General features: G+C 65.2%; 20 protein-coding genes and 2 pseudogenes. 13 read left to right on the top strand and 9 right to left on the bottom strand.

Features of this window, described 5'->3' with window-relative positions; translation table 11 throughout:
- Positions 1 to 5 precede the first annotated feature (5 nt).
- The 3 genes from C8K14_RS11105 to C8K14_RS11095 all read right to left on the bottom strand — a co-directional run bounded on the left by C8K14_RS11105 (position 6) and on the right by C8K14_RS11095 (position 7,678).
- Positions 6 to 2,960 carry a hybrid sensor histidine kinase/response regulator gene (locus C8K14_RS11105; protein WP_107716721.1) on the bottom strand — a complete coding sequence of 985 codons (2,955 nt, stop codon included), beginning with the start codon at positions 2,958 to 2,960 and terminating at the stop codon, positions 6 to 8.
- Positions 2,961 to 3,007: 47 nt separating this feature from the next.
- Positions 3,008 to 3,415 carry a hypothetical protein gene (locus C8K14_RS11100; RefSeq protein WP_107716720.1) on the bottom strand — a complete coding sequence of 136 codons (408 nt, stop codon included), beginning with the start codon at positions 3,413 to 3,415 and terminating at the stop codon, positions 3,008 to 3,010.
- A 258-nt stretch (positions 3,416 to 3,673) separates the two neighbouring features.
- The gene (locus C8K14_RS11095; RefSeq protein ID WP_107716719.1) at positions 3,674 to 7,678 is read right to left on the bottom strand and encodes a non-ribosomal peptide synthetase; all 4,005 of its coding nucleotides are present in this window, start codon (positions 7,676 to 7,678) and stop codon (positions 3,674 to 3,676) included.
- Positions 7,679 to 7,932: 254 nt separating this feature from the next.
- Between C8K14_RS11095 and adh the strand changes: the two genes are divergently transcribed.
- The 4 genes from adh (at position 7,933) to C8K14_RS11075 (ending at position 13,522) form a co-directional block, all read left to right on the top strand.
- Complete coding sequence (gene adh / locus C8K14_RS11090; protein WP_054130814.1) at positions 7,933 to 9,453, top strand: aldehyde dehydrogenase; 1,521 nt, start codon at positions 7,933 to 7,935, stop codon at positions 9,451 to 9,453.
- A 99-nt stretch (positions 9,454 to 9,552) separates the two neighbouring features.
- Positions 9,553 to 9,948, top strand: coding sequence for a DUF779 domain-containing protein (locus tag C8K14_RS11085; RefSeq protein WP_054130935.1), 396 nt, complete (start codon positions 9,553 to 9,555; stop codon positions 9,946 to 9,948).
- A 134-nt stretch (positions 9,949 to 10,082) separates the two neighbouring features.
- Positions 10,083 to 11,258, top strand: a complete 1,176-nt coding sequence (locus tag C8K14_RS11080; protein WP_054130815.1) for an FIST N-terminal domain-containing protein — start codon at positions 10,083 to 10,085, stop codon at positions 11,256 to 11,258.
- Positions 11,255 to 13,522, top strand: a complete 2,268-nt coding sequence (locus C8K14_RS11075; RefSeq protein ID WP_107716718.1) for a NahK/ErcS family hybrid sensor histidine kinase/response regulator — start codon at positions 11,255 to 11,257, stop codon at positions 13,520 to 13,522. The genes C8K14_RS11080 and C8K14_RS11075 overlap by 4 nt, the downstream gene beginning before the upstream one ends.
- Before the next feature lie 258 nt (positions 13,523 to 13,780).
- Here the strand turns inward: C8K14_RS11075 and C8K14_RS11070 are convergent, their stop codons facing one another.
- From C8K14_RS11070 to pedF, 4 genes are all read right to left on the bottom strand, one after another.
- On the bottom strand, positions 13,781 to 14,428 hold the full coding sequence (locus C8K14_RS11070) for a response regulator transcription factor (RefSeq protein ID WP_022676625.1): 648 nt from the start codon (positions 14,426 to 14,428) through the stop codon (positions 13,781 to 13,783).
- A gap of 179 nt (positions 14,429 to 14,607) precedes the next feature.
- Positions 14,608 to 16,374: a methanol/ethanol family PQQ-dependent dehydrogenase gene (locus tag C8K14_RS11065; protein WP_028657938.1), complete on the bottom strand. Its 1,767-nt coding sequence runs from the start codon at positions 16,372 to 16,374 to the stop codon at positions 14,608 to 14,610.
- 307 nt (positions 16,375 to 16,681) lie between these two features.
- Entirely contained in the window at positions 16,682 to 17,533 is an 852-nt protein-coding gene (locus C8K14_RS11060) for an ABC transporter substrate-binding protein (RefSeq protein WP_233251036.1), read from the bottom strand.
- Between the two features lie 4 nt (positions 17,534 to 17,537).
- Positions 17,538 to 17,975: a cytochrome c-550 PedF gene (gene pedF / locus C8K14_RS11055; protein WP_022676627.1), complete on the bottom strand. Its 438-nt coding sequence runs from the start codon at positions 17,973 to 17,975 to the stop codon at positions 17,538 to 17,540.
- Between the two features lie 166 nt (positions 17,976 to 18,141).
- On the opposite strand from pedF, the pseudogene C8K14_RS11050 reads away from it, so the two are divergent.
- A pseudogene (locus C8K14_RS11050) lies at positions 18,142 to 19,122 on the top strand (PQQ-dependent catabolism-associated beta-propeller protein); the annotation flags it as partial.
- A gap of 290 nt (positions 19,123 to 19,412) precedes the next feature.
- Positions 19,413 to 20,834 (top strand): porin, encoded by a 1,422-nt coding sequence (locus C8K14_RS11045; RefSeq protein ID WP_369974050.1) that lies wholly within the window; start codon positions 19,413 to 19,415, stop codon positions 20,832 to 20,834.
- 201 nt (positions 20,835 to 21,035) lie between these two features.
- Here the strand turns inward: C8K14_RS11045 and C8K14_RS11040 are convergent, their stop codons facing one another.
- Entirely contained in the window at positions 21,036 to 21,407 is a 372-nt protein-coding gene (locus C8K14_RS11040) for a cytochrome c family protein (protein WP_107716716.1), read from the bottom strand.
- Positions 21,408 to 21,590: 183 nt separating this feature from the next.
- Here C8K14_RS11040 and C8K14_RS11035 point away from each other — a divergent pair, with 183 nt between their 5' ends.
- The 7 genes from C8K14_RS11035 (at position 21,591) to C8K14_RS22370 (ending at position 25,604) form a co-directional block, all read left to right on the top strand.
- On the top strand, positions 21,591 to 22,565 hold the full coding sequence (locus C8K14_RS11035; protein WP_107716715.1) for a nitronate monooxygenase family protein: 975 nt from the start codon (positions 21,591 to 21,593) through the stop codon (positions 22,563 to 22,565).
- Positions 22,566 to 22,877: 312 nt separating this feature from the next.
- Positions 22,878 to 23,084: a cold-shock protein gene (locus C8K14_RS11030; protein WP_028657943.1), complete on the top strand. Its 207-nt coding sequence runs from the start codon at positions 22,878 to 22,880 to the stop codon at positions 23,082 to 23,084.
- 4 nt (positions 23,085 to 23,088) lie between these two features.
- Positions 23,089 to 23,343 carry a translation initiation factor IF-1 gene (infA, locus tag C8K14_RS11025; RefSeq protein ID WP_022676633.1) on the top strand — a complete coding sequence of 85 codons (255 nt, stop codon included), beginning with the start codon at positions 23,089 to 23,091 and terminating at the stop codon, positions 23,341 to 23,343.
- 229 nt (positions 23,344 to 23,572) lie between these two features.
- Positions 23,573 to 23,809 (top strand): hypothetical protein, encoded by a 237-nt coding sequence (locus tag C8K14_RS11020; protein ID WP_107716714.1) that lies wholly within the window; start codon positions 23,573 to 23,575, stop codon positions 23,807 to 23,809.
- Between the two features lie 219 nt (positions 23,810 to 24,028).
- Entirely contained in the window at positions 24,029 to 24,568 is a 540-nt protein-coding gene (locus C8K14_RS11015; protein ID WP_108350156.1) for a hypothetical protein, read from the top strand.
- Positions 24,538 to 24,879, top strand: coding sequence for a hypothetical protein (locus tag C8K14_RS11010; RefSeq protein ID WP_158271896.1), 342 nt, complete (start codon positions 24,538 to 24,540; stop codon positions 24,877 to 24,879). The genes C8K14_RS11015 and C8K14_RS11010 overlap by 31 nt, the downstream gene beginning before the upstream one ends.
- A 227-nt stretch (positions 24,880 to 25,106) precedes the next feature.
- Positions 25,107 to 25,604, top strand: coding sequence for a hypothetical protein (locus C8K14_RS22370; protein WP_133726796.1), 498 nt, complete (start codon positions 25,107 to 25,109; stop codon positions 25,602 to 25,604).
- Between the two features lie 264 nt (positions 25,605 to 25,868).
- Here C8K14_RS22370 and C8K14_RS23225 read toward each other — a convergent pair.
- Positions 25,869 to 26,051 (bottom strand): annotated as a pseudogene (locus C8K14_RS23225) (DUF5615 family PIN-like protein); the annotation flags it as partial.
- Positions 26,052 to 26,149: the final 98 nt, after the last annotated feature.

Here is a 26,149-nt window from a genome sequence, read left to right as displayed (position 1 = left end):
GCCCATTAGGCAACGGCCCCCTGTATCGGCGCATCATCGGCAAGGCTGCCTTCTGCTTCGAGCAGGGCCAGCGCGCGGCCATAGTCGAGCCGTTCCAGCGCCTGGCGCACCGGATGGCCCTGGCGCGCCGGCTCGGGCAGGCCCAGCGCATCAGCATAGACGACAAAGGCAGCCCGCGCCGCCAGGCTGCGCCGCTGCACCAGATCGATCAGCCCGTCGCGCGCCTGGGCAACGGCGCCGGCATCTGCGCACGAGCCATCTGCCTCCGTGATCGACGGGACATGAGCCGGAAGCGGTGGCGCCAGGCTGCGCGCCGCCTCGATCGCCGGGGCCAGTTCGCGGGCCAGCAGGGCAATCTCGCGGTCGAGGCCAAAGGTCTGTTCGGCGGCCAGCAAGCGCTCGATGCGCGCGGCCACGGCCTGGACCTGCGGCAGTTCGAGCGAACCGGCCACGCCCTTGAGCGAATGGGCCAGGCGCCGCGCCTCGGCCAGGCGGCCTTCGTCCACCAGGCTGGTCAGCGCACCGGGCGTGGCGGCATAGATATCGCCGAAATCGCCGATCAGCTTGAGCAACAGCGTGCGCTTGCCATTAACCCGCGCCAGGGCCGCAGGAATGCCGAAGGGCGGCAGGTGATCGGGCAAGACCGCCTCGGACGCGCCGGCCGCATCGTTGGCTCCAGCATCGTTGGCGATAGGGCCGGTCCAGGCGGCATCGGCCCCCTGGCCCGCCCCTGCGCCGGCAGGCGCGGCATCGGGCTGGCGCAGCCAGCGTTCCAGTGTGCGCACCAGCAGCGCGGGATCGACCGGCTTGGCGATGTGATCGTTCATGCCGGCATCGAGGCAGCGCTGGCGTTCTTCGTCATAGGCGTGCGCGGTCATCGCGATGATCGGCAAGGCATCGGCTTTCCAGGTGCGGCGAATGCGCGCGGTGGCTTCGATGCCGTCCATCTCGGGCATCTGCACATCCATCAGCACAGCGGCATAGGCCCCGTTCTGCGCCGCCACCATGGCGCAGGCGATGCGGCCGTTTTCAGCGCAGTCCACCTCGAGCCCGGCATCGCCGAGCAGTTCCATGGCGATTTCGCGGTTGATCTCGTTGTCTTCCGCCAAAAGCACGCGCAGGCCGCGCAAGCGCTGTGGCAGGCGCGGTGCTTCGGCCACAGCGTCTGCCACTACGGCCGGCGCAGGCGTGGCAGCAAGGCCCTTGGCAGGTGCACGTTCGGCCCGTTCGGGGAACAGATCGCACAGCGTTTCGATCAGCGCGCGTGGTTGCAGCGGCTTGGTCAGAAACGCATCGACATCGGCGCGATCGACCGACCCCAGGAACTCGTCGGCGCCATAGGCCGTCACCAGCAGTGTTGCCGGCAGGCGCCCATTCGGCACGCGGGTGCGCATGGCCTTGACCGTGTCCATCCCGCTCAAGCCCGGCATCTTCCAGTCGAGCAGGACAAGATCGAACGGACGCCCGGCGGCGGCCGCTGCATCGATCGCTGCCAGGGCTTCCTCGCCCGAGGCAACGAGATCGACCGCCATGCTCCACCCGGTCAACAATTCGTGCACGATCTGGCGCGAGGCGGCATTGTCATCGGCAGCAAGCACGCGCAGGCCCGCCAGGCCCGGCGGCGGCAGCAGCCCGGCGCGCGCCAGCGTGCCGGCATCGCCCATCACCACGCGGAAGGTAAACACGCTGCCCATGCCGGGCGTGCTTTCCACCGTGATGCCGCCGCCCATCTGCTCAACAATCTGGCGCGAGATGGCCAGGCCCAGCCCGGTGCCACCAAAGCGCCGGGTCATCGAACTGTCGGCCTGGGTGAACGAGGTGAACAGCGCGTCGCGCGCTTCGGCGGTCATGCCGATGCCGGTATCGCGCACGGTGCATTCCAGGGTGACGGTGCCCTCTCCCGTCGCCACCAGATCGACGCCGACCATGACCACGCCCTTTTCGGTGAACTTGACCGCATTGCTGAGCAGGTTGAGCAAGACCTGGCCAAAGCGCAGTTCATCGCCCACCACCATCTGCGGCACGCGCGGGCCGACGGTAACGCGCAGCGCCACACCCTTGGCCTCTGCATCGAGATTGAGCATCTGGGCCTGGTGCTCCACCGTGGCGCGCACATCGAACGGCCGCGCCTCAAGCGTGAGCTTGCCTGCCTCGTTCTTGGAATAATCGAGAATGTCGTTGATCAGGCGCAGCAGCGAGGCGCCAGCATCGGCAATCCGCGCGACATAGACCTGTTGCCGGGGATTGAGCGCGGTGCGCTGCGCCAGGTGGCAAAAGCCCAGGATGGCGTTCATCGGCGTGCGGATTTCGTGGCTCATGTTGGCCAGGAACATGCTCTTGGCGCGCGTGGCATCCTCGGCCTCGCGGGTGCGTTCTTCCAGCGCCAGGTTCTTGGCGCGGATTTCCTCGCCCATGGCGGTGACACGCTGCACGGATTCGACCAGCCGGTCGCTGAGCCAGACCAGCACCGCGGTCTGGAATGCAACGATCACGGCGTGAAGCAGCACGCGGGCAATGTTGCCCTCGCCGGGAAAGACCGCATAGGGCAAGGCATAGAGCAGCACGAGGTGATGCAGCGCCGTGGCCGTGGCCGCCATCAGGATGGCGCCGCGGTCGCACCAGGCAATGGTCAGCGCCAGCATGGCAAAGAAGTACATGTGCATGTCCATCTGCCAGGCGTGGCCCTGCATCAGGAACAGCAGCAGCGCCGGCTCTCCCACCAGCGCCACGGCGGAAAGATAGCGCGTGGACCGGGCAATGCCGTGGCGCCACCACATCAGGTGGTAGGCCAGCGCCAGAACGCCGCCGGCAACGCCCGCCCCGATCGGCGACTGGCCCGCCAGCCAGGCGACGACCGCCAGCAGCGGCACGTGCGCCCACAGCAGATAGACCAGGAAATGGCCGAAGCGGTGGCGCACGTCATCAAGTTCAGTGGCCGGTAGCGGCACGGCCGCAACCATGGGAGCGGATAACGCAGTGGGCACGAAACGCGGCGATGGGGGGATCGTCATAGGGCCGTTTCTTCCTTGGCAGCGCCGAGGCAGCCCGCCAAACGTGGCGAAGCGAATACGAACCAGGCCCCTTCTCGGCGCAGTGCGGCAGGAAAATCCACACGGGGGGACGTGGCGATAGCGATATTGGCAAAGCGGCCCGGTGCCACCAGCGCGCCTTGCGCGCCGACAACCATGGCCAAAGTCTGCATCTGTGGAGTGCCGGGCGGAGCAATGACCACCACCTGGTCACCCGGCTGGATCGGCGGGACGGAGGCCCAGGCCAGGCCAGCCACGCCGGCCAGCATCAGGACGGCGGCGGGCCAGATGGCAGCGAGCGTGCGCGCCGCCGTTGCGCCGTGGCCCGATCCGGCCGCAGCGCGATGGCATGTCGCGTTGGCACTGCTGGTACGATCATCGACCATATCCGCCCTCCACGCACAGGAGGTTACGGGCGGCCAATTTCCAATTGGTAAACTTTTACGTTATCAAACTGATCGCAAACTGAATTTGGCCATCGAGGCGCAGTTTTTCGTGTAATATTTCATCCAAATTGGCAGTTGTTCGCGCGCCAAATAGCGGGCGCTTGCAGCAAACTCTGTCAGCCCGGCAGGTAAGCAGACACATGCCAGCAATAGGCGCCCGGCAGCGCGCGCTGGTTTAGCGCCGGTTTTCTGCGGTTTTCAGCCAACCACGCGCACTGGAACGCCCTGATAGGCAAGGCCAGGACGCAGGTGTTCGTGCTTCATCACCACGCTGCCGCCCAGCACGCGGGTGCCCGAATCGATCACCGCGCCATAGAGCGGCACGGTGCCGGCGTGCACGGTGGCGCCGGTGCCGATCCGCACCTTGTCCACCTTGAGCACGCGATCCTCGAACGTGTGGGCCTGGAAATTGGCGTGGACCGTGGCGCCATCGCCGATCTCGATCATATCGGGATCAACGACTTGGGCAAACAGCGGCCCGAGCACGGCGCGGCGCCCGATCTTGAGGCCCATCAGCCGCAGGTAGACCAGCAGCAGGAACGTGCCTTCCAGCTGTTGCAGGATGAAATTGGCATAGCGCGCCCAGGCCACGTAGACGAAATCCCAGCGGCTGCACCAGCACGACCACAGCGCGTGCTGGCCAGGCCGCACCCGGCCGATCAGGCCCCACTTGAGGACCATCACCACCAGGCACAGCGCCACCATCGTGACCAGCGTGGCACCGGGCACCACCACCCAGGTCATCAGTGCCAGGCTGGCCCCACGCGCCGCAGCCGCACCGATCGCGGCGAACCACAGGGCGCCCAGCACCAGCGGCACCACCGGCAGGAAAAAGCGCGCCAGTTCCCAAAACCAGCGATTGGCCTGGCGGATCAGCGAGGGATCGTGCGTCACGCTGCGATCGGCCTCCACCACCTGGCGGCGCGGCAGATCGAAACTGGGGTGGCCAAAGCGCGACTGGCCGCGCGCGATGCAGGTGGCATCGGCAACGGTGGAAATGCCGATCAGGATGTCATCGGGCAAAGTCTCGCCCGCCGGGATCACCGCGTGATTGCCCAGGAAGGTATTGCGGCCAAGGCGAATCGGCGCGACCCGCACCGTGCCCTGGCGGAGTTCCGCCCCGCCGAGATAGATGCCATCGGCAAAGAAGGTTTCCGCGCCGATGCTGACGAGTTCGGGGGTGACGTCAAAGATCGTGCTGATCTCGCACTTGTCGCCCAGCTTCATGCCCGCCAGGCGCAGCCAATGTTTATACATCAAGGTGCCTGACAGCCATTCTCCGGCGGCAAAGACCGCGCCGGCCTTGATCCACAGGCGGATGTAGCCAAGGCTCCAGCGGTCGATCACGCCGGGCCGCACGCGGCCCATCGCGCGCAGCAGGACTGCCGACCAGAAGACGTTGAGCGGCACGGCAAGGACCGTGGTGGCGAGCAGCGCCGCAATCACCCGCCCATCGAGCGAGGGCGCTGCCATCCAGTGCCAGATCGCCTTGGCGCTCACTTCGCCGCCCAGGCACAAGCCCAGCAGCAGCAACTCCCCCGGCAGCGCGGCCAGCGCGGTGAACAGCCCCTGCCCGAGAAGCAGCAGCAGGCCATGGCGCCAGGGCCCGAGCCGCGTGGCGGCGCGCGTGATCACCGGAGGCGGCGGCGCCACGCCCACGCGCTGTGCCGGTACGCCGTCCCACACTTCGCCCGCCGGCACCGTGCCGCCGGCATTGAGCACGGAAAGCGCTGTCAGCACACTGCCTGCGCCCATCCGCGCCGGGCCTTCCACCCCGGCGCGCACCATCAATGCAGCGCCGGTCTCCAGGGTGATCGGCGCCACCACGATATCGCCGCGATCGAGTTCGACCAGGCCCAGGTGGGCGCCCTGCCCCAGCGCGACATCATCGCCCAGGTCGAGCAAATCCCAGCCGCCCCGGCGCAGATCGACGTTGCGGTGAATATGCACGCGCTGCCCAATCCGCGCGCCGAGCAGGCGCAGGATCGCGTTGTTGAGTTCCGTCCCGGCCAGCAGCGGCCAGGGGATCAGCCGCACCGCCTGCATCACCATCCAGTGGCGCAGGTAATAGGCGCTCCACACCGGCGCGCGCACCGGGCGATAACGGCCGATCGCCAGCCACTTGACCGCCACGGCAAAGGCCACCGACACCGGCAGATAGACCAGGAACCCGGCCAGGCCGATCAGCGGCGCCACCAGCACCAGCGTGGCCAGGCCCAGGTGCGCAAAGGCCAGCGGCGCCACGCGGAACGCGGCGAACCAGGAAGCCCAGGCCGCCACCAGCACCGTCATCGCCAGCCAGCCGCCCTGCACCAGATTCGCCAGCAGCGGGCGCGCCACGCCTTCGCGCAGCAGCGGCAGCGCCGCATCGGCAATGGTTTCGGCCGGTTCGGGCGCGCGCAGGGCCAGGGCCCGCACGGTGCGCGCATCATAGATGTCGCTGACCGTCACCCAATCGGTGCGCCAGTCTTCGCGCAGCAGAGTAACCAGCATCGCCGCGCTGAGCGAATCCCCGCCCAGCCCTTCGAAGAAATCGGCAGTGACCGAAACGCCATCGGGGCGCTTGAGCACATCGGCCATCGCGCGGGCGATCAATGCCTCCAGCTCGCCCTCGGGCAGGACCAGCGCCTCTTCCTCGCGGCCCGGCCCGCTGCGCTGGGCCGCAAGGTTCATCGGCGGCAGCGCCTTGCGGTCAAGCTTGCCCCCCACGGTGGTGGGCAGTGCCGCGATCAGGCCGATCTGGCGCGGGACCATGTAGGGCGGCAGGCTGGCGGCCAGCGCCTGGCGCAACGTATCCCCCAGGGGCGGTGCGGCGGGATCGACCGGCACGACATAGGCGACGAGTTCGGGCACGCCGCCGCGATCCTGCACCGTGGCTCCGGCCGCGCGCACGCCGGGCAGTGCGGCAAGCTGCGCCTCGATCTCGCCCAGTTCCACGCGATAGCCGCGGATCTTGACCTGGGCATCGATGCGCCCGTGATAGAACAGGTTGCCGGTCTCGTCGCGGTGCACCAGGTCGCCGGTGCGATAGAGCCGCCCGTGGCGCGGATGATCGATGAACTTCTCGGCCGTCAGATCGGGGCGATGGCGATAGCCGCGCGCCACCCCGGCGCCGCCGATGCACAACTCGCCCTGCGCGCCCTCAGCCACATCGTCCAGCGCATCGTCGAGCACATAGGCGTGCATGCCCGGCACGGGGCGGCCGATGGTGATCGGCCCACCCGGCACGATATCGCCGCGCAGACAGGTGACCGCGCATTCGGTCGGGCCATAGCCATTGACCAGCCGCCGCCCCTGCGCCCACAGCGCGGCGATATCGGCCGGCAAGGCTTCCCCACCGACATAGAGCAGCTTGAGATCAGGCAGCGCCGCCTGGGGATTGCTGCAGCCACTGCTGCGCAGCAGGGTTGGCGGCGGGCAGAACACGCTGGCGCGATGATCGGCCAGCCAGGCGACAATGTCTGGCCCCAGCCGCGCGGCCGCATCATCCATCACCAGCAGCGTAGCGCCACTGGCCAGTGCCAGCCAGATTTCCTCGATCGAACTGTCATAGGCGACCGACGAGCCCTGGACCACTCGGTCTCCCGGCCCCAGCGCAAATTCGGCCAGATCGGACGCGACCAGATTGGCGATCTGGCGATGCTCGATCATCACCCCCTTGGGTTTGCCCGTGGTGCCCGAGGTATAGATCAGATAGGCCAGCTGCGCCGGGCCGACCTGGGGCAGAGCCGCACCGCCAGCAGGCGCTTGGGCCAGCAATTGCGCCGGATCATGCACCGCGCAGGCGCCATGGGCCAGGCCCGCCAGCCGTTCCAGGGCGGCCGGTTCGGCCAGGATCAGCGCGGGCTGCGCGTCTTCCAGGATATCGACGACGCGGCCATCGGGGAACGAGGGATCGAGGCAGGTGAACGCACATCCGGCCTTGAGCACGGCCAGTTGCGCCAGATAGAGCAGTGGCGAGGTGCGCGGCAGGTGCAGCGCCACGACCAGTTCGCCGCCGGGCGCAGCGGCCGGCAGGCGCGCCAGGATCGCGTGCGCCAGAATGTCGCTTTGCGCGGCGAGATCGGCATAGCTGATCGCCTGGTCGATATCGCGGCCCTTGCCGGCCGGCACGAAGATGGCGCAGGCCTGTGGATGGCGCGCCGCCGCAGCCGCCAGAAAACCGTGCAGCGTCATGTCGTTTTGCAGTTGGTGTCCGCCCATATCCGCCCCCTAGCGCCGATGTTGCGCCGGTCAATCGGGAACCCCGCACAAAAACGCCGAATTCGGACAGGCCAACCGTGCGGAATCCGCGGCGGCATCCGCCCGTTCGACCCAAGGTACAATTGCCCGAACGGGGCCCCTTTGCGCATTCTCGGCCAGAACACGGAACGGGCCGCAGGGCTTCGTGGCAGGTCGCATAGCATGCCACCGTTTCACACGTCATTCGCCTTAAAGCATATGCAAGGAGAGGCCCCATGTTGCAGGAAGCCATGACCAAGTTTTCGGCCCAAAGCCCGATCAAGGCCAAGTTCGACAACTTCATCGGAGGCAAGTGGGTCGCGCCGGTTCGCGGCCAGTACTTCGACAACGTCTCGCCCGTAACCGGCAAGCCGGTGTGCCAGGTGGCGCGCGGCACGGCCGAAGATATCGAACTGGCGCTTGATGCCGCGCACAAGGCACGCGAAGCCTGGGGCCGCACCTCGCCCGCCGATCGCGCCAATATCCTGCTCAAGGTGGCGCAGCGGATGGAGGACAACCTTGACCTGCTGGCGATGGTCGAAACCATCGACAACGGCAAGCCGATCCGCGAAACCACCGCCGCCGACGTGCCGCTGGCGATCGACCACTTCCGCTATTTCGCCGCCTGCGTGCGCAGCCAGGAAGGCACCCTGGGCGAGATCGACCACGACACCGTGGCCTATCACTATCACGAACCGCTGGGCGTGGTCGGCCAGATCATTCCGTGGAATTTCCCGCTGCTGATGGCCGCGTGGAAGCTGGCTCCGGCCCTTGCCGCCGGCAACTGCGTGGTGCTCAAGCCCGCCGAGCAGACCCCGATGTCGATCCTGGTGTTTGCCGAACTGATCGCCGACATCCTGCCCGAAGGCACGCTCAACATCGTCAACGGCTTTGGCATCGAAGCCGGCAAGCCGCTCGCCACCAGCAAGCGCATCGCCAAGATCGCGTTTACCGGCGAAACCTCCACCGGCCGGCTGATCATGCAGTATGCCAGCGAAAACCTGATCCCGGTGACGCTGGAACTGGGCGGCAAGAGCCCGAACATCTTCTTTGCCGACGTGATGGACGCCGACGACGACTATTTCGACAAGGTGCTCGAAGGCTTTGCCATGTTCGGCCTGAACCAGGGCGAAGTGTGCACCTGCCCGTCGCGCGCGCTGGTGCAGGAATCGATCTATGAAAAGTTCATGGAACGCGCCGTCGCCCGCGTGCAGAAGATCCGCCAGGGCAGCCCGCTCGATCCGTCCACGATGATCGGCGCGCAGGCCTCGCAAGAGCAGATGGAAAAGATCCTCTCGTACATCGACATCGGTCGGGGCGAAGGCGCCAAGGTGCTGACCGGCGGCAGCCGCGCCACGCTCTCGGGCGACCTGGCCGATGGCTATTACGTGACCCCCACCATCCTGGAAGGTCACAACAAGATGCGCGTGTTCCAAGAAGAAATCTTTGGCCCGGTGCTGGCCGTCACCACGTTCAAGGACGAAGCCGAGGCGCTGGCCATTGCCAACGACACACAGTTTGGCCTGGGCGCCGGGGTGTGGACCCGCAACGGCAACCGCGCCTATCGCTTCGGCCGCGAAATCCAGGCCGGGCGCGTGTGGACCAACTGCTATCACCTCTATCCTGCCCATGCTGCCTTCGGTGGCTACAAGCAGTCGGGCATCGGGCGCGAAACCCACAAGATGATGCTCGATCACTATCAGCAGACCAAGAACCTGCTGGTCAGCTACAGCACCAAGGCGCTCGGCTTCTTCTGAGGCGCCGCGATGAAAGGCGCCCCCGGCGGACAACAGGGGCGCATTTTCCGGGGCGGGTGCGGCAAGCGCCCGCCCCGCTTGGCTTGGAGCAGCGATGCCATGGCAGATATTCCGCCCCGCGTGACGTCAACGCCGGCAGCCGATGCATGGATTGCCCGGCTGACGGCCATGCACGGACCGCTGATGTTCCACCAGTCGGGCGGCTGCTGCGATGGATCGGTGCCGATGTGCTATCCCCGCGGCGAGTTCAAGGTGGGCGGGCAGGACGTGTTGCTGGGCCATATTGCCGGCGATGTGCCGGTGTGGATCGGCGCGGCGCAGTTCGAATATGCGCGGAACACCCAGCTTACCATCGATGTCGCGCCGGGGCGCGGCGCCGGCATGTCGTTGGAAACGCCCGAAGGTGTTCGCTTTCTCGGCCATGCGCGGCTGTTCACCGATGCCGAGGCCCTGGCCCTGGAAGAAGGCGGGCCACCGCCGCGCGGAGAATCCTGAGCAAGCCATCATATTTTTGTATCGCCGCCCTTTCCGATAGCGGCCGAACCATTGTATTGTGACCCTGCCTTGATCGCCGCCCTGCGCGCGCGAAGGCAACGATAACAAGACAATAGCGGCGATTGGAGAGGGTCTTGGATATTCGCACCTGCGAGGTTGGCGTGGCTTCATCCCATGCATCCGATCCTTTCGAGGCCTTTGCCCAGATCAGCCGAACGATCGCGCCCGAACACCTGGCGGGGGCCGTGATGTTCTGTTCCCACCGCTACGATCGGGAAATGCTGGCGCGGGCGGCGCGCGGCTGGTCGATGGAACGATTTCCGATGATCGGCTGCACCAGTTCGGGCGAGTTGACCGAGGCCGGCTATGACGAGGATTCGATCAGCCTGATCGCGTTTCCGGCCGACAGTTTCCACATGGTCAGCCACCGCTTTGACGATCTGGCGCACTTTGATGCCAGCGCTGCGCGGGCGGCAGTGCGCGACCTGGTGGCGCGCGCGGAAGTGGGCAGCGAGCGCCTCTCGATCCAGTCCTTGGGCCGCAAGGTGAACCACGCCGCGCTGTTCCTGGTCGATGGCCTGTCGCACAGCGAGGAATTGCTGGCGATGACCGTGCAGGATGCGCTGGGCGAAATTCCGCTGGTGGGGGGATCATCGGGCGATGGGCTGATGTTCAAGGAAACCGGCATCTATTCCGATGGCATGTTTCATGCAGCCGGCGCGGTGGTGGCGATCGTGTCGACCACGCGGCCGTTGCACGTGTTCCGCCGCCAGCACTACAAGCCCGGCGCGGTCAAGATGGTGGTGACCGGCGCCGATGCCGGCGCCCGCCGCGTGACCGAGATCAATGCCGAGCCGGCGGCCGAGGAATACCTGCGCCTGGCCAGCACGGTCTATGGCGGGATCGACATGCGCAAGCCCGACATGGCGCTGTTTGCCGCCTGCCCGCCGATGGTGCGCGCCGGGGGCGATTATCACGTGCGGGCGGTGCAGACCGCCCACGCTGATGGCAGCCTGACCTTTTACTGCGCGATCGACGAAGGCATCGTGCTGACCTTGGGCGAGCCGGTCGACCAGCTGGAAAGCCTGAACGCGACAATGGCGGAAATTCGCGAGGCGGTGGGCGAAATCGATCACATCATCGCGTTCGACTGCGTGCTCAACCGCATCAATGCCGAGCGGCGCCAGCTGGGCCGGCCGATTTCGGAAATCTATCGCCGCAACGGCGTGGTGGGCTTCAACACCTACGGCGAACAATTCCACGCACTGCATGTCAACCAGACGTTCAGCGGGCTGGCGATCGGGCGATGACGGATAGCGCGCCTTTTGCCACGGCTGCGCCAGAAGATGCCGCGCAGCATATCGCGCGGCTGGAAGGCGAACTGCGCAAGCTGCGCAAGATCAACGCCACGCTGATCGACCGGGTAGAGCGATCGACCGACCTGTCGCATTCGGCGTTTTCGATGTTCGAGCGGGCGATCACGCTGGAGCAACTGGTGCGCGATCGCACCCGCGCGCTGGAACAGGCCATGGGCGAGCTTGCCACGGTCAACGCCAAGCTGGCCCAGGCCCATGCCACGGCCGAAGCGGCCGAGACGCGCCTGCGCGATGCGATCGAATCGATCAACGAGGGCTTTGCCCTGTTCGATGCCGAAGATCGCCTGGTGCTGTTCAACGAGGCGTACATGGGCTTCTGGCCAGAAGTGGCCGAGCTGCTGCCGGAAAATCCCACGTTCCACGAAATCATCAGTCTGCTGGCGCAGCAGCGCCGCCCGGCCGGCGCGCTGTCGGCGCCCGATCGCTGGGTGTCAGACCGGCTGGCGCGCCATGCCGTGGCATCGGGCGGCCATGTCCAGGCCCTGTCGGATGGGCGCTGGATCCAGATCAACGAGCTGCGCACGAGCGAGGGCGGCATCGTTGGCATCTATACCGACATTACCGAGGCTAAGGCCGAGGATGCCCGCGCCCGTGCCCGCGATCTGGCCGAACAGAACCTGGCGTTGCAGGCCCTGCTCGACAACCTGGTGGAAGGCGTGTGCATGTTCGATGCCGGCCGCCGCCTGACGGCGTGGAACGGCGCCCTGCAACGCCTGCTGGGCCTGGCCGGCGACGCGAGCGCGGCGATCGGCAACCACGAAGACCTGGTGCGCTTCTGCGCCCAGACCCTGGCGATGGACGGGGCCGACGCGCTGGCCTGGCGCACCGAGGCCGAGGGTACGGTGCGCAACCGCTTGGCCACGGTGGGCGATCGCATCTGGGAAGTGCGCACCACCGCTACGGCGCTGGGCGGCATGGTGGTGGGCTTCCTGGATGTGACAGAGCCGACCACCGCCCGGCAGATCCTGCAGAATACCGCCGAAACGCTGGAACGCCGCGTGGCCGAGCGCACCACCGAGTTGACCGCGCTTAACCGCCGCCTGGCATCCGAAGTGGCCGAACGCCGCGCGATCGAGGCGCAGCTGCTGGAGGCCAAGACCGCCGCGGAAATGGCCAACCGGTCAAAGACCAGCTTTCTTGCCGCCGCCAGCCACGACCTGCTCCAGCCGCTCAATGCCGCGCGGCTGTTCATCGCCGCGCTGACCGAGCGGCGGCTTGCCCTGCCCACCCGCGCGCTGGTCAACCAGGCCTCCACCTCGCTCAATTCGGTGGAAGACCTGCTGGAAACCCTGTTCGAAATCTCGCGCCTCGATGCCGGCGCCATCACCCCCAACCTCACCGACGTGAACCTGGCCGGCCTGCTCGGCACCTTGCAGACCGAATTTGCCCCGACCGCGCACGCGGCGGGCCTGACGTTTGCCGTGGAAACCGCGCCGGTATGGGTGCGCAGCGACGCGCGCCTGCTGCGCCGCATCCTGCAGAACCTGGTGTCCAACGCCATCCGCTATACCGGCAGCGGGCACGTGCGCGTGACGACCGACAGCCCCACCCCGGGGCAGGTGCGGATCAGCGTGGCCGATACCGGCCCAGGCATCCCCAAGGACCAGCAGGAGCGCATTTTCGAAGAGTTCCGCCGGCTCGACAACAGCCACCGCATTCCCGGCAAAGGGCTGGGCCTGGCGATCGTGCGCCGCGCCACGGCCATGCTGCAGCATCCGCTGGAATTGACCTCGGACGCGGGCGCGGGCGCGTGCTTTGCCATCACCGTGCCCCTGGGCGAAAGCCAGGCCGATACTGCTCCCACCACGGCCAAGCCGGTGCGCGATCGCGCCATCCAGGGCCGGCGCATTCTGGTAATCGACAACGAAACGCAGATCCAGCTGGGCATGGAAACGCTGTTGACCGGTTGGGGTTGCCAGGTCTTGGTTGCCGGCAGCGGGCCGGCCGCGATCGACCGGCTGGGCGCCGAAACGCCCGACGTGATCATTGCCGACTTTCACCTCGATCACGCCGAAACCGGCGACCAGGCCGTGCACGACGTGCGCGCCAGCCTGGGCCGCAGCGTGCCCGCGATCATCATTTCGGCCGATCGCAGCGAGGAACTGAAGGAACGCCTGGCTGGGCAGAAGCTGCCGCTATTGGGCAAGCCGGTAAAGCCGGCGCAGCTGCGCGCGCTTTTGCAGACGATGATGCATTGAATCGGGCGGAGTTTGGCGCCCTTCGACAGGCTCAGGACAGGCTCTTCGACAGGCTCAGGGCGAACGGAGTTTTTGAATTACCTTTGAAATCCGTTCGGGCTGAGCTTGTCGAAGCCCCTGCGCGCGACCGTAGTTTCAGGCTTCGCACCGCCCCCAACCCCCTCCTCTAAAGAGGATGGGGCTTTTCAGATCAATGCCTTAACTCCCCCTCCTCTTCAGAGGAGGGGGTCGGGGGGTGATGGAAATCCACGCATGCCGTCAATCGAAATGGACGCGGTTGGCCAGGATCACGGCCTGGGTGCGGCTGAACACGCCCAGCTTTTGCAGGATGGCCGAGACGTGGGCCTTGACCGTGGTGAGCGAGACATCGAGATCGTGCGCGATCTGCTTGTTGAGCCGGCCATGCACGAGATGGTGCAGCACGACCTTTTGCTGCGGCGTGAGGCTGTCGATCCGCGTGCGGATCTGCGCTTCCTCGGCGCTGGCGGGGGTTTCTTCCAGACCGGTATCGGGAATGTAGATTTCGCCAGCCATGACCATGTGCAGCGCATTGACGATGCCATCGCGCTTCATCGACTTGGGCAGGAAACCGGCCGCGCCGGCAGAGAGCGCTTCTTGCACCAGGGCGCGGTCAAAGCTGCCCGAGACCATCAGCACCGGCACCATCGGAAATGCTTCGCGCAGTTGCACCAGGCCCGACAGGCGCGTGGCATCGGGCATGTTGAGATCGAGCAGGACCAGATCGCAATCGCCATGACTGGCGAGCACCGTGCAGGCTTCCTCGACGCCGGCCGCTTCGAGGATGTCGCAATGCTCGAACGTAACGGCAAGCAGGCTGCGCAGCCCGTCCCGCACCAGCGGGTGATCATCGACAACCAGGATGCGTTCGGGCGTGGCGTTGGCCATAGCGGCACTATCGGCCGGCCGCGGGGAAAAGCAAGAGGGGGAAGGTGCGCTCCGCACCCGCAAGGGTGTGCGGGACCCGCCGCCTTCCACAACGGGCCCCACGATGGCCCGGGGCGCTGTTGCCAGCACCCCGGTGAAGGGCAGGGGGCGGGAAGCCCCCCAGCTTCCGCCCCGACCCATCATGACTTGGGCAGCTTGAACACCCAGAGCGCGCCGCCCTGGCTGATTTCCTTGAAGGTCTTGGCGACCTCGCCACCCCACAGCGGCACGGCGCCGCCCCAGCCCGACATCACGGCGACATACTGTTCGCCATCCTGTTCCCAGGTGATCGGCGAGCCGACCACGCCCGAGCCGGTGTTGAACTTCCACAGCTCCTGCCCGGTCTTGGCGTCAAAGGCCTTGAGATAGCCTTCGGGCGTGCCCGTGAAGACCAGGCCGCCAGCGGTGCTCATCACCCCACCCCACAGCGGGGCCTTGTTCTTGTATTCCCACACGATCTTGCCGGTCTTGGGATCCATCGCGCGCAGCGCGCCGATGTGATCTTCGGCGATCGGCTTGATCGTGAAGCTGGCGCCGAGATAGGCCGCGCCCTTCTTGTAGGCGATCGGCGTGTTCCAGATGTCCATGCCCCAGTCGTTCGACGGGATGTAGAACAGGCCGGTCTGGTCGGAATAGGCCATCGGCATCCAGTTCTTGCCGCCCAGGAACGAAGGGCTGGCGAACACGGTCTTGCCCTTGGCCTCGCTGCCGCCGGCCATGTCAGGCGCGCCGGGGCGGTTGTCGTCGATATAGTTGGGGCGGCCGGTCTTGGCGTTGAAGCCGTTGGCCCAGGTCGTCTGCATGACGAACTTGCTGGCGCTGATGAACTTGCCGTTGGTGCGGTCGAGCACGAAGAAATAGCCGTTGCGATCGGCCTTGGCGCCCAGCTTCATCGCCTTGCCGTTGACGGTGGCATCGAACGGAATGAATTCGTTCACGCCGTCAAAGTCCCAACCATCGTGCGGCGTGGTCTGATAGTGCCAAACGATCTGGCCGTTGTCGGGGTTAATCGCCAGCGTCGAGGCGGTGTAGAGGTTGTCACCCTGGCGCAGGTGGCTGTTCCACGGCGCCGGGTTGCCGGTGCCGAAGAAGATCAGGTTGGTTTCCGGGTCATAGGTGCCGCCAAGCCAGGTGGCGCCACCGCCGGTCTTCCACAAGTCACCCGGCCAGGTGGCGTTGAGCTTGCCGGTCATGCCGTTGGGCTGGCCACGCAGAGTGCCCATGTGGCCTTCGATCACCGGGCGGCTCCACACCAGTTCGCCAGTGTTCACGTCGCGCGCCTCGACCACGCCGACCGCGCCGAATTCACCGCCCGATACCCCGGTGATGACCAGGCCCTTGACGATCAGCGGCGCGGCGGTCTGGCTGTAGCCGGCCTGGTAATCGGCCACGGTCTTGTTCCAGATGACCTTGCCGGTCTTGCGGTTGAGCGCCACGACGTGCGCATCCAGCGTGCCGAAGATGATCTTGTCGCCATAGATTGCCGCGCCGCGGTTGACCACGTCGCAGCAGGGCATGATGCCGTCGGGCAGGCGGGCATCGTATTCCCACTGCTTTTCACCAGTGCGCGCATCGAACGCAAAGACGCGCGAATAGGAGCCGGTGACATAGATCATGCCGTCATAGACGATCGGCTGCGATTCCTGGCCGCGCTGCTTTTCCCCGCCGAGCGAGGCTGCGAAAGCCGGCACCATCTTGGCGACATTGGCGGTGTTGATCTGCGTGAGCGGGCTGAACCGGTGCGCCTGCGGCCCCATGCCATAGGTCAGCACGTCGCCCGTGGTGGTGGCATCGGCCATCAGGTCGGCATCGCCCGGGCCCGCAGCGGGCGCGCCATCGGCCAGCGCAGGAGCGGCCATGGCGATGGCCAGCACACAGGCTGCGGTCGCCTTGAAAAATCCCTTCATCATCACACCTCCGATTGATCGTGCAGCCTCTCGTGCGGGCTGATCACGTTGCGCTGATTATGGGGGGCGGATGGTGGTTTGCTGCGGCCGGTGCCCCCTGCCCCGCCCACCTGACATCTGGGAACCTATTCCATCGTGCGCGGGCCACAATTGGACCTTGGCACTAGGTTTGCTGCGCAACAATTACCCCTCCACCACGCGCTGCGCGCGCGGTCCCCCTCCCCGCCGCTGCGCGCCAGGGAGGATCTCGTATCCTCCCCACATGGTGGGGAGGTGGCAGGCCGTAGGCCTGACGGAGGGGTGGGCCTCAACCCGCCAGCGGCGCCTGCCAGTTCACGCCATAGGGCTGGCAAAGCGCGGCCAGGCGGCCGTCTTTCTGCATCTGGCCCACGATCTCTTCCAGGGCATCACCCAGCGTGCGGCTTGATTCCTTCACGGCCATGCCGACGTCCCAGCCGGGGCTGGTCATCATCGGCAAGGGCCCCTTGCGCCGGGCAAAGCCGCTGGCCTGGCCTTTGAGCCCGTATTCGAGCTGCGCCGTGGTCGCCATGGCGGCATCGGCATCGCCCTTGACCAGTGCCGAAACCGCCGACACGCCATTGGGATAGTGTGCCACATCCTTGGCGAGCGCGCCGCCGAATTGGCCCATCAGGTAATAATCAGGGATCGTGGCCACTTCGACGGCCAGTTTGTGCCCCTTGAACGAGACGGGAATGCCTTCGCATTCCAGGCCCTTGCCGGTGGCGCAGGCCAGGCCGAAGCGCTCCCGCGCATAGGGCGCGACGATCGCCACCTGGTCTTGCGCGGCGGCAAAGGCGGGATCGAACGGCACATGCAGCATGACATCGGCTGCCTGGAACCCCAGCAGCCCGCCACGCCACACTGCATTGCGCAGATCGTCTTCGACGCTTTCGCCGGCCGGGAAGATTGCCAGATCGGCCTTGACGCCGAGCGCCGCAGCCAGGGCGCGGCCGAGATCGGCGTCAATGCCCTTGATCTGGCCGCCCTCGTCCCACGACCATGGCGCGTTGTCCTGGTAGATCGCCACGCGCAGCATGCCGCTGGCCTTGACCTTGGCCAGAGGGGCTGCCTCCACCGCGCGGGGCAGGACGGCAGCAGCGGCAAGGCCAGCCAGCAGGGTGCGGCGCGTGACAGCCACCGGCTTATTCCTCGTGCACGGTTTCAAGCCAGGCGCGGATGGCCCAGCCGGCCTTCTGGCCCAGGATCTCGCCCATCGGCGGCATATAGACCTTGCCGTCGCGCACCGACCCATGGTGATAGCGCTGAACGAACCATTCATCGCCGGAATCGCCCAGTTCCAGGTAACGCAGATCGGGCGCGATACCGCCGGAAATGGCATCGATGCCGTGGCAGCGCGCGCAGTTCTGGGCATAGGCGTGATGGCCGATCTCGATCGCCTTGGCATTGCCGCGATAGGGATTGTGCTGCAACCAGGTGTCGTTGTTGGGCTGGATATCGGGCAGCGCCGTGGTATCGACGGGCTGCGGCGTCACATCGCCGTGGGCCAGGAGATGCGTGGCGCCGGCAAGGGTAAAAACCCCGGCTGCCGCGCAGAGCGCCAGTCGTCCGGTGAACTTCATCGCGTCATTCCCTTTCCCAGTTTTATGGTCTGGCACGAATCTTGGGCTTGGCAAGCTCCGTGACACTGCGGATGGTGATGAACCATGCAAGCCATGGGAGAAATTGACCTTTGGTCGAATGCCCAGGCGGGCAGGCACCGCCTAAGGTGCATATGACGGAAGAGGATCCTGCCCCATGCGTTTGACTGCTCGCGCGGCGCTCGCCGCTATTGCCGCCCTGCTGCCGCTCGCCACCGCGCAGGCGCAGACCGTCTATGTCAGCAACGAACGCGGCAATTCGATCAGCGTGATCGACGGCGCGAGTGGCAAGTCCCTTGCCACCTGGCCAGTGGGCGAACGGCCGCGCGGCATCACCCTGTCAAAGGACGGGCGCTTCGTGCTGGTCTGCGTGAGCAACGACAACGCGGTCAAAGTGATCGACCGACAGACCGGCAAGATTCTGCGCGAAATCGGCGCGGGGCAAGATCCGGAACAGTTCTTCCTGAGCCAGGATGGCAAGACCGTGTTCGTGGCCAACGAAAACGATGCCGCCGTCAGCGCGATCGATCTCGCCAGCGGCCGCGTGGCGTTCCAGGTTTCGGTGGGCAAGGAGCCGGAAGGCATTGCGCAAAGCCCGGACGGCAAGTGGCTGGTCGTGACCTCGGAAGAAGACAACGCGGTCAGCTGGATCGACCTGGCCAGCCATGCGGTGGTTTCCACCATGGAAACCGAAAAGCGCCCGCGCCACGTGGAATTCACCGCCGATGGCAAGCAGCTGTGGATCGCGGCCGAAGTGGGCGGCGTGGTGCAGATCGCTGATCCGCAGACGCGCGCGATCACGGCCACGATCCACTTCGCGATCCCCGGCGTGGCCGATTACAAGATCATGCCCTGCGGCATCCGCTTCACCCCCGATGGCAAGACCGCCGTGGTCGCGCTCGGCCGTGCCGATCGCATCGCCCTGGTCGATGTGGCGAGCCACACGGTCAAGACCACGATCCCGGTGGGCAAGCGCGTGTGGCATCTCGCGCTCAACGCCGATGGTACGCGGGCCTACACCGCCAATGGGCTGTCGAACGATGTTTCGGTGGTGGACCTGATGGCGGGGCAGACCATTGCCACGGTGCCGGCGGGTGTGGCGCCTTGGGGAGCCGTGGTGGGGGATTGAGTACCCTTACCTTTCCCGTCAACTGAAACGGAGATGGGGTTCGCGCAGAGGCGCTGAGGCGCAGAGATTCTATGTTCTCTGCGCCTCAGCGCCTCTGCGCGAAATTCTACAAGCCCCCTCCGCCAGCCCTGCGGGCTGGCACCTCCCCCACGGGGTGGGAGAGGATCTTATACCGCAAACTTGCGTAGTTCCTTGGAACGAGAACCATAGTCCAATTTCGCTGCGGGCCGCCCCGGCGCATCGTTCCGCCTGCCCTTTGGGGCAAGAAAACGATGGCAGGGGATGGACCAATGAAGGGAAAAAAGGGGCTGGCGCGCGCTTTGCTCGTCGCGACGACCGCGCTTGGGATGACGTTGGGCGCTGCGCCCGCCATGGCCGGCACATCGGCCGCGCTGCTCAAGCGACTGCATGAGAAGGGCATCCTCTCTGACGAGGAATACCAGCAGCTGCTGCGCGAAGATGAATCCGAAAATGCCGCGCCGGCACCTACCGCGGCACCGGCACCGGTAGCCGCCGCAGCCGCACCGGACAGCGACCGCTTCGTGCGCCGCACCGCCAGCGGCGTCGGCCTGGAAGTGGGCGATGTAACGCTCAGCTTCTCGGGCTCGGTCAACGGCTTTTACGTGCACGACAATCCACAGTCGCCCTCGGCCCGCACGGCGGTGGCCGGTGGCATTGCCAATGTCGGCGGCAACAGCACCTCTTCGGTGCGCAACGGCCTGCTGCCGGGCTTCCTCAAAGTGGAAGCCACCACGCACCAGGGCGGCTGGGATGTGGGCGCGCACTTTGGCATGTATCCGGGCATCAACAGCGCGGCATGGGGCGCGCTGGGCGCCAACAACGGCGGCCAGCCCACCGCGCTCGCCACCTCGGGCATCGATTTCCGCCAGACCTATCTCACGTTTGGCCGCGCCGGCTTTGGCGAGATCAAGATCGGCCGCGATATCGGCCTGTTCGGCTCTGACGCCATTCTCAACGATATCACGCTGCTCTCGTCCGGCGCGCCGGGTGGCAACGTGGCGCCCGCCAACACCACGCTGGGCCGTATCGGATCGGGCTATATCTACACCGATTTCCAGCCGCAGATTACCTATACCACGCCCGGCTTCTCGGGCTTCAAGGCGGCATTTGGCGTGTTCCAGCCGTTGAGCTCGCTCACCGGCCCGGCCGAACAGAACGCCAGCCCCGGCTTCCAGGCCAAGCTGACCTATGATGGCAAGCTGGGCCCCGTGGGCGCGCACCTGTGGCTCTCGGGCATTACGCAAAAGCACGATACCGTGGCCAGCGCCTATAGCTATACCGGCAAGGGCCTCGACGTGGGCGCCAAGCTGACGGTCGGCCCGGTTACGGCCGTGGGCTATTACTACACCGCGCAGGGCCTGGGCACCACGGTGCTCAACCTGCTCGATAGCGATGGCCTTGGCCATGCCCGCGACAGCCACGGCTTCTATGCCCAGGCCCTGGCCACGTTCGGCAAGGTCTCGGTCGGCGGCAGCTATGGCGAAAGCCGGCTCGACTTTGCCAACGCGGTCGACGCTGCCACCACGCCCACGCTGGTCAAGAAGAACAGCAGCTATGTCGGCCAGGTCCGCTATGGCCTGACCAGCTGGGTCACCCTGATCGGCGAATATGTCTCGGCCAAGGCGCAGGCGCACAATGGCAACAGCGCCAAGTCCGACACGGTCGCCCTGGGCGGCATCCTCTTCTTCTGATCGGCCTTTACCCGGTACCGATCATCACCGCCCCGGCGCTTGCTCTCCAGGCGCCGGGACATTGGCCGGACAGCCCAGTTCCCCGGGCCTGTCCGGCCTTTTTTTGCCCGTCCCTTTTTCCGCTGAACTGATGCGCACGAAAAAGGCCGGGTAGCGGCTTGCTACCCGGCCCGGTCCGGTTGCGACCCGGAAAGGCGACGTTTACTTGAGGCTGGTGAGATAGCCGACCAGTTCGGCCCGCTTGGCCGGGTCCTTCAGGCCGGGGAACGACATCATTGTGCCCGGCACCAGCGCGCGGGGGTTTTCGATCCACTTGTCGAGCGTGGCAGCGTTCCACGTCAGGCCCGATTTCTTGAGGCCATCGGAATAGCGGAAGTTGGCCGCGTGCGTGCCGGCTTTCTTGCCCACCACGCCATAGAGGTTGGGCCCGATCTTGTTGGGGCCGCCCTTGGTGTTGTCATGGCATATGGCGCAGCGGGCCCAGCTGGCCGGGGCCGGCGGCGGGGCGGCATGGGCACTGCCAGCAATCAGGAACATGGCAGCAAGTGCCGGGGCAATCAGGCGTTTCGACATAACTCCTCCACTCCACAATCTGTTTGCACCAGCCCTGCCATGATGCCGGCCATGCCGATATTGGACTATTGGCCGAGCGCGCCGCCGTTTCCACACACCCCTTTAGTTGGTTGGTTAATTGACAAGGGTGCCGGAAGGCTGGCAGATTGCCCGGCAAACATGCCAAGAGGATTGCCTGCCGCCATGATCAAGACCCGCTTTACCGAACTGTTCGGCGTGGAACACCCGATCGCCCAGGGCGGCATGCAATGGGTAGGCACGGCCGAACTGGTAGCAGCGGTGGCCAATGCCGGCGCGCTGGGCTTTCTCACCGCGTTGACCCAGCCCACTCCCGAAGCGCTGGTCAAGGAAATCGCGCGCTGCCGCACGATGACCGACAAACCCTTTGGCGTGAACCTGACGATCCTGCCGGCGATCACCCCCCCGCCCTATGCCGAATATCGCCAAGCGATCATCGAAAGCGGAATCACCGCGGTGGAAACCGCCGGCTATCGCCCCGATGAACACGTCGCCGCATTCAAGGCGGCCGGGGTCAAGGTGATCCACAAGTGCACGGCAGTGCGCCACGCGCTTTCGGCCGAGCGCATGGGCGTGGACGCCATTTCGATCGACGGCTTCGAATGCGCCGGCCATCCTGGCGAGGACGACGTGCCTGGCCTGATCCTGATTCCCGCCACAGCCGACAAGGTGAAGATTCCGATCATTGCCTCGGGCGGGTTTGGCGATGGGCGCGGCCTGGCTGCCGCGCTGGCCCTGGGCGCCGAAGGCATCAACATGGGCACGCGGTTCTGCGCCACGCAGGAAGCGCCGATCCATGACGGCATCAAGCAGGCGATCGTGGCCAACGACGAACGCGCCACTGCCCTTCTGTTCCGCAGCTATCGCAACACGGCGCGCGTGGCGCGCAACAGCGTGGCCGAAGAAGCCGTGCGGATCGAGCGCGAGGGCAAGCCGTTCGAGGCAATCGCGCATCTGGTAAAGGGCGCGCGCGGGCGCGAGGGGCTGATCTCGGGCGATCCCGAACACGGCATCTGGACCGCCGGCATGGTCCAGGGCCTGATCCACGACGTGCCGACCGTGGCCGAACTGGTGGACCGCATCATGGGCGATGCCAAGGCGATCATCACCGCGCGCCTGGCCGGCATGCTGGCCGATTGAACCGGCAGGCGAATCGTCTGAGCGGCGTGGGCCGGGCTGTTCGCGATGAAATGCAGCCCGGCACCGCGACAAAATCGCCGGCATTACTTGGCAGGCGCCAAGTAGTTTGCCAGGCGTGGCACCGACATTGACAAATCGCCGGCCATTTGCCATATGCTGCTTTGCTAACGTCGCCTGCGACGGATTTTGAAGCTCACGCCTGGCGCCAAGCGCGTCATTCATACGGGCAAGCCGATCCTTCCTTTCTCTCGCTACAAGCTCCGCCAGCGCTGTTGCTGGCGGGATCCCCTGTTTCGTGAAAAGGAAACACTCATGCTGACCGGCACCGTAAAGTTCTTCAATACCGACAAGGGCTATGGCTTCATCGCCCCCGATGGCGGCGGCGCAGACAGCTTCGTCCACATCAGCGCCGTTGAGCGCTCGGGCATGGCCACGCTGTCCAAGGACCAGCGCGTCCGCTTCGAACTGGAAACCGATCGCCGCGGCAAGGAAGCAGCGGTCAACCTTCAGTCGGTTTAAGCCCATGGCCAAAGAGGATCTCCTGACCCTTGAAGGCCAAATCGACGAGATCCTTCCAGATGGACGCTTCGGCGTCCTTCTGGAAAACGATCACCGGATCATCGCCTACACCGCGGGCAAGATGCGCAAATTCCGCATCCGCTCGATCGTGGGCGACCGCGTCCGGGTCGAGATGACCCCCTACGACCTTACCAAGGGCCGTATCGTCTATCGTGAAAAGATTGCTGGCGGCCCGGCCGCCATGCGCAAACGGCGGTAGACGCCCAACAATTATAAAAGGCGCCTAACAGGCGCCCGGGACTATCATGAATACGCAATATACGTTCTCTACTTCCAATCTGCATACCACCTACCCCCTGCCCTCTCCGCGCGGCGCCCAGCGCCCGCAACCTGCCCTTTGTGGGTTGAGCCGGCAGCAACTGCGCGACATCGTCGCCCAGATGGTAGGCTGAACGCCAAACCGGCAACCTCGCCCGAAGGAAAAGACCATGTCCGAAGTACAGGACTTCTACCTCAGGCAGGTTGCCCTCAGCGCCAAGGCTGCCAGCGACAGCGGCCTGGCCAACCAGCGCGACAAATACCTGCGCTCCCAGGCCGCCTGGCAAGCCCTGGCCGACCGCGCCGGCAAGACCGCCGCGGCCAAGGCCGCCAATGATGCCCAGAAGCTGGCTGATGCCGATGCTGGGCGCGATGAACCGCACGATGCTGCGGATTTTCTAATCTGAACCGCCGATCACGCGCTGCAGTTGCAGTCGCGCTAAGGCCACACCATCATTGCGCGATCGTGCTCACGAAAATCACGCGCGGCATAGACGCGGGCCAGGCCCGGTTACGCCGGGATGGAGCGCGCCCTGCAACATCGTCTGGCTCCCCCTCGTCCGCCTAAATCGGTTAGGACAAACGCAATGGACCACGCGTAGAAGCGAGCGCGGAGGGAAGCGTTAATGGCCCATACGAAACGTTCGCTAGCAATTTTCTGCCTTGGCGCGGCGCTGTTGTCTGGTTGCGGGGAAGATCCCAAGGCTGCCGGCCAGCGGGCCATGCGCGAATATGCCGCGCATGATTTTACCGCCGCGCAACGCGATCTGGCGATCGCGATGACCGCCACGCCCGACGATCCCCAGCTGCTGGAACTGCATGCCCGCAATGCGCTGGCGCTGGGCAACGGCGAAGCGGCAGCGACCTCGCTCGAAAAGCTGGCAAAATCAGGCCATGCGCCGGCGGACATGGCGCAGCTCGTGGCCGAGGCCGATTTGCAGCGCGGCTTGCCCGATCGCACGCTCGCCGATCTCGGCGCCACGTCAGACGCTGCCTCGCAACGGCTTCGCGCGCTGGCGTTTCTTGCCAAAGACGACCGGGCTTCTGCCACCAAGGCCATCACCGCGGCGCTCGTGCAGGCGCCAAATGAACCCCGCGTCCTGACGCTGGCCGCGCAGGCGGCATGGGGGTTTTTATGCGGGCACTATCGGCTGGGCTGCTGTTGATTCTTGCCGGGTGTTCCGATGAACCCAGCCGCCAAGAGCTGGAAGAGCGCGTTTCCGAACTGGAGAGCGAAAACGAAGCGCTGCGTGCGCAACTGGAAGAGGCGCACTCCAAGGCAGTCGATGCGCAGGATGCCGCAGAGTCGGCTCATGCTGCCGCTGCGGACGCCCAAAGTCAGGCCCAACGGTTCAGGAGCGAAAACTGGCGTGACGTCGTTCCTGATGCGCGAGACGCGGCGGATGATGCGGCAGAGGCGGCGGATCGAGCGAAGGAAGCAGCAGCTGAGGCGGAAAGCGCGGCTGATAAACAGTAGCAATAGATGCAGAATAGGAGGACGCGGAGCGCGCTGACTGCTCCTTGGGTCGCGTGTTCGGACGCCACGCATTTACAGCCTCCTCATTCAGCATCGACTTTTGCGCAGGCAGCCTTAACGCGCAGTTCTTGCACTCTGAGCCTAAACGCGCCCATAGTGCTCGGACTCTAGAGGCAGGCGCCTGAGAAAAGATGTTGGCATAAGCCGGATTTCACAGTGAGGCAGACATGGAAGCGTTTGCGGCGATTACCGCGATCAACAACGCATTTGGAATTGCGAAAGCGCTTCGAGGTATAGAGCACCAATACGACGCTGCGACTTTTAAGATGAAATTAGCAGAACTTATGGAGAGTCTTGCAGAGATAAAAATCGAACATATCGAATTGGCTGAACGATACTCATGCCTTGAGAAGGAAAATCAACGCCTACTTGAAGCAGATAGCAAAATTAGCGATTTGATAGCGTTCGAAGGATACCTTTTCCTGCCCGATAATTCAGGCAGTCCAACTGGCTGGCCCTCTTGCCCAACTTGCATCGCGACAGCGAAAATCGTTACCATCATGGTGCAAACGGGGCGCCGGGACGCAGCATTGTGCCCGCGATGCAAGTCGACATTTGATCCAGTTCCCTCGTTCGTCGCACCCGGCTTAACTCGCGCCAAGCAGCGAAATGAACGGGCTGCTGCAAACATGCAGAGCTTTTCACGAAGTCAAACCTGGCGATAGTTTGCTGGGCCGAAACATCCTTCGACCAAAACTAGAATTGATATCGCACTGGCAGGCGTCTACACAGGCTTGGCTAGGCCTTTAATTAGTACGGAACCGCACCTGGCCGGTCGCGACATGGACGACCATGCGTCCATTGCTGGGTATCCGCTGAAGCTGGAACTCAATTACCTCTACATGCTCTTTAATGGCTGGAAGGAGATCGGGTCCAGCGCCGCTAAGGGCAATCCTCGATAACTGGGCAAAACGGTCTTGCTGAAAGCGCTGTCGATTGAAATCTTTATCGCATGAAATGAGAATGCGACCAGCTTTCAATGCTGTCACGCCCACTATTTGATCGGGTGAGTCTGGCGGAATATGATGGCGAAGCCTAAGGACGCTGTGCCCTCTCCCTTGAAGATATCGGCCGATCGAATCTGGAACATTTTGATCTAAAAAAAATTGCAGCTTAGTGCCTGATTCGGAAGTTTCTCAAGCAAGGCAATAGGTTGCGGTTCGCCGGGTGATCATTCGGATGGAAGCGATGAGGGCCCATGCGGTCGAGG

The sequence above is a fragment of the Novosphingobium sp. GV079 genome, assembly GCF_003058045.1.
GTDB lineage: Bacteria > Pseudomonadota > Alphaproteobacteria > Sphingomonadales > Sphingomonadaceae > Novosphingobium > Novosphingobium capsulatum.
This window is presented reverse-complemented; position numbering and strand designations above follow the sequence as displayed.

Excerpts from the sequence above, each read along its gene's own strand:
- C8K14_RS11105 (WP_107716721.1), bottom strand. The coding sequence starts at position 2,960 with ATGGTTGCGGCCGTGCCGCTACCGGCCACTGAACTTGATGACGTGCGC.
- C8K14_RS11100 (WP_107716720.1), bottom strand. The coding sequence starts at position 3,415 with ATGGTCGATGATCGTACCAGCAGTGCCAACGCGACATGCCATCGCGCT.
- C8K14_RS11095 (WP_107716719.1), bottom strand. The coding sequence starts at position 7,678 with ATGGGCGGACACCAACTGCAAAACGACATGACGCTGCACGGTTTTCTG.
- adh (WP_054130814.1), top strand. The coding sequence starts at position 7,933 with ATGTTGCAGGAAGCCATGACCAAGTTTTCGGCCCAAAGCCCGATCAAG.
- C8K14_RS11085 (WP_054130935.1), top strand. The coding sequence starts at position 9,553 with ATGGCAGATATTCCGCCCCGCGTGACGTCAACGCCGGCAGCCGATGCA.
- C8K14_RS11075 (WP_107716718.1), top strand. The coding sequence starts at position 11,255 with ATGACGGATAGCGCGCCTTTTGCCACGGCTGCGCCAGAAGATGCCGCG.
- C8K14_RS11070 (WP_022676625.1), bottom strand. The coding sequence starts at position 14,428 with ATGGCCAACGCCACGCCCGAACGCATCCTGGTTGTCGATGATCACCCG.
- C8K14_RS11065 (WP_028657938.1), bottom strand. The coding sequence starts at position 16,374 with ATGAAGGGATTTTTCAAGGCGACCGCAGCCTGTGTGCTGGCCATCGCC.
- pedF (WP_022676627.1), bottom strand. The coding sequence starts at position 17,975 with ATGAAGTTCACCGGACGACTGGCGCTCTGCGCGGCAGCCGGGGTTTTT.
- C8K14_RS11045 (WP_369974050.1), top strand. The coding sequence starts at position 19,413 with ATGAAGGGAAAAAAGGGGCTGGCGCGCGCTTTGCTCGTCGCGACGACC.
- C8K14_RS11040 (WP_107716716.1), bottom strand. The coding sequence starts at position 21,407 with ATGTCGAAACGCCTGATTGCCCCGGCACTTGCTGCCATGTTCCTGATT.
- C8K14_RS11035 (WP_107716715.1), top strand. The coding sequence starts at position 21,591 with ATGATCAAGACCCGCTTTACCGAACTGTTCGGCGTGGAACACCCGATC.
- C8K14_RS11030 (WP_028657943.1), top strand. The coding sequence starts at position 22,878 with ATGCTGACCGGCACCGTAAAGTTCTTCAATACCGACAAGGGCTATGGC.
- infA (WP_022676633.1), top strand. The coding sequence starts at position 23,089 with ATGGCCAAAGAGGATCTCCTGACCCTTGAAGGCCAAATCGACGAGATC.
- C8K14_RS11020 (WP_107716714.1), top strand. The coding sequence starts at position 23,573 with ATGTCCGAAGTACAGGACTTCTACCTCAGGCAGGTTGCCCTCAGCGCC.
- C8K14_RS11015 (WP_108350156.1), top strand. The coding sequence starts at position 24,029 with ATGGCCCATACGAAACGTTCGCTAGCAATTTTCTGCCTTGGCGCGGCG.
- C8K14_RS11010 (WP_158271896.1), top strand. The coding sequence starts at position 24,538 with ATGCGGGCACTATCGGCTGGGCTGCTGTTGATTCTTGCCGGGTGTTCC.
- C8K14_RS22370 (WP_133726796.1), top strand. The coding sequence starts at position 25,107 with ATGGAAGCGTTTGCGGCGATTACCGCGATCAACAACGCATTTGGAATT.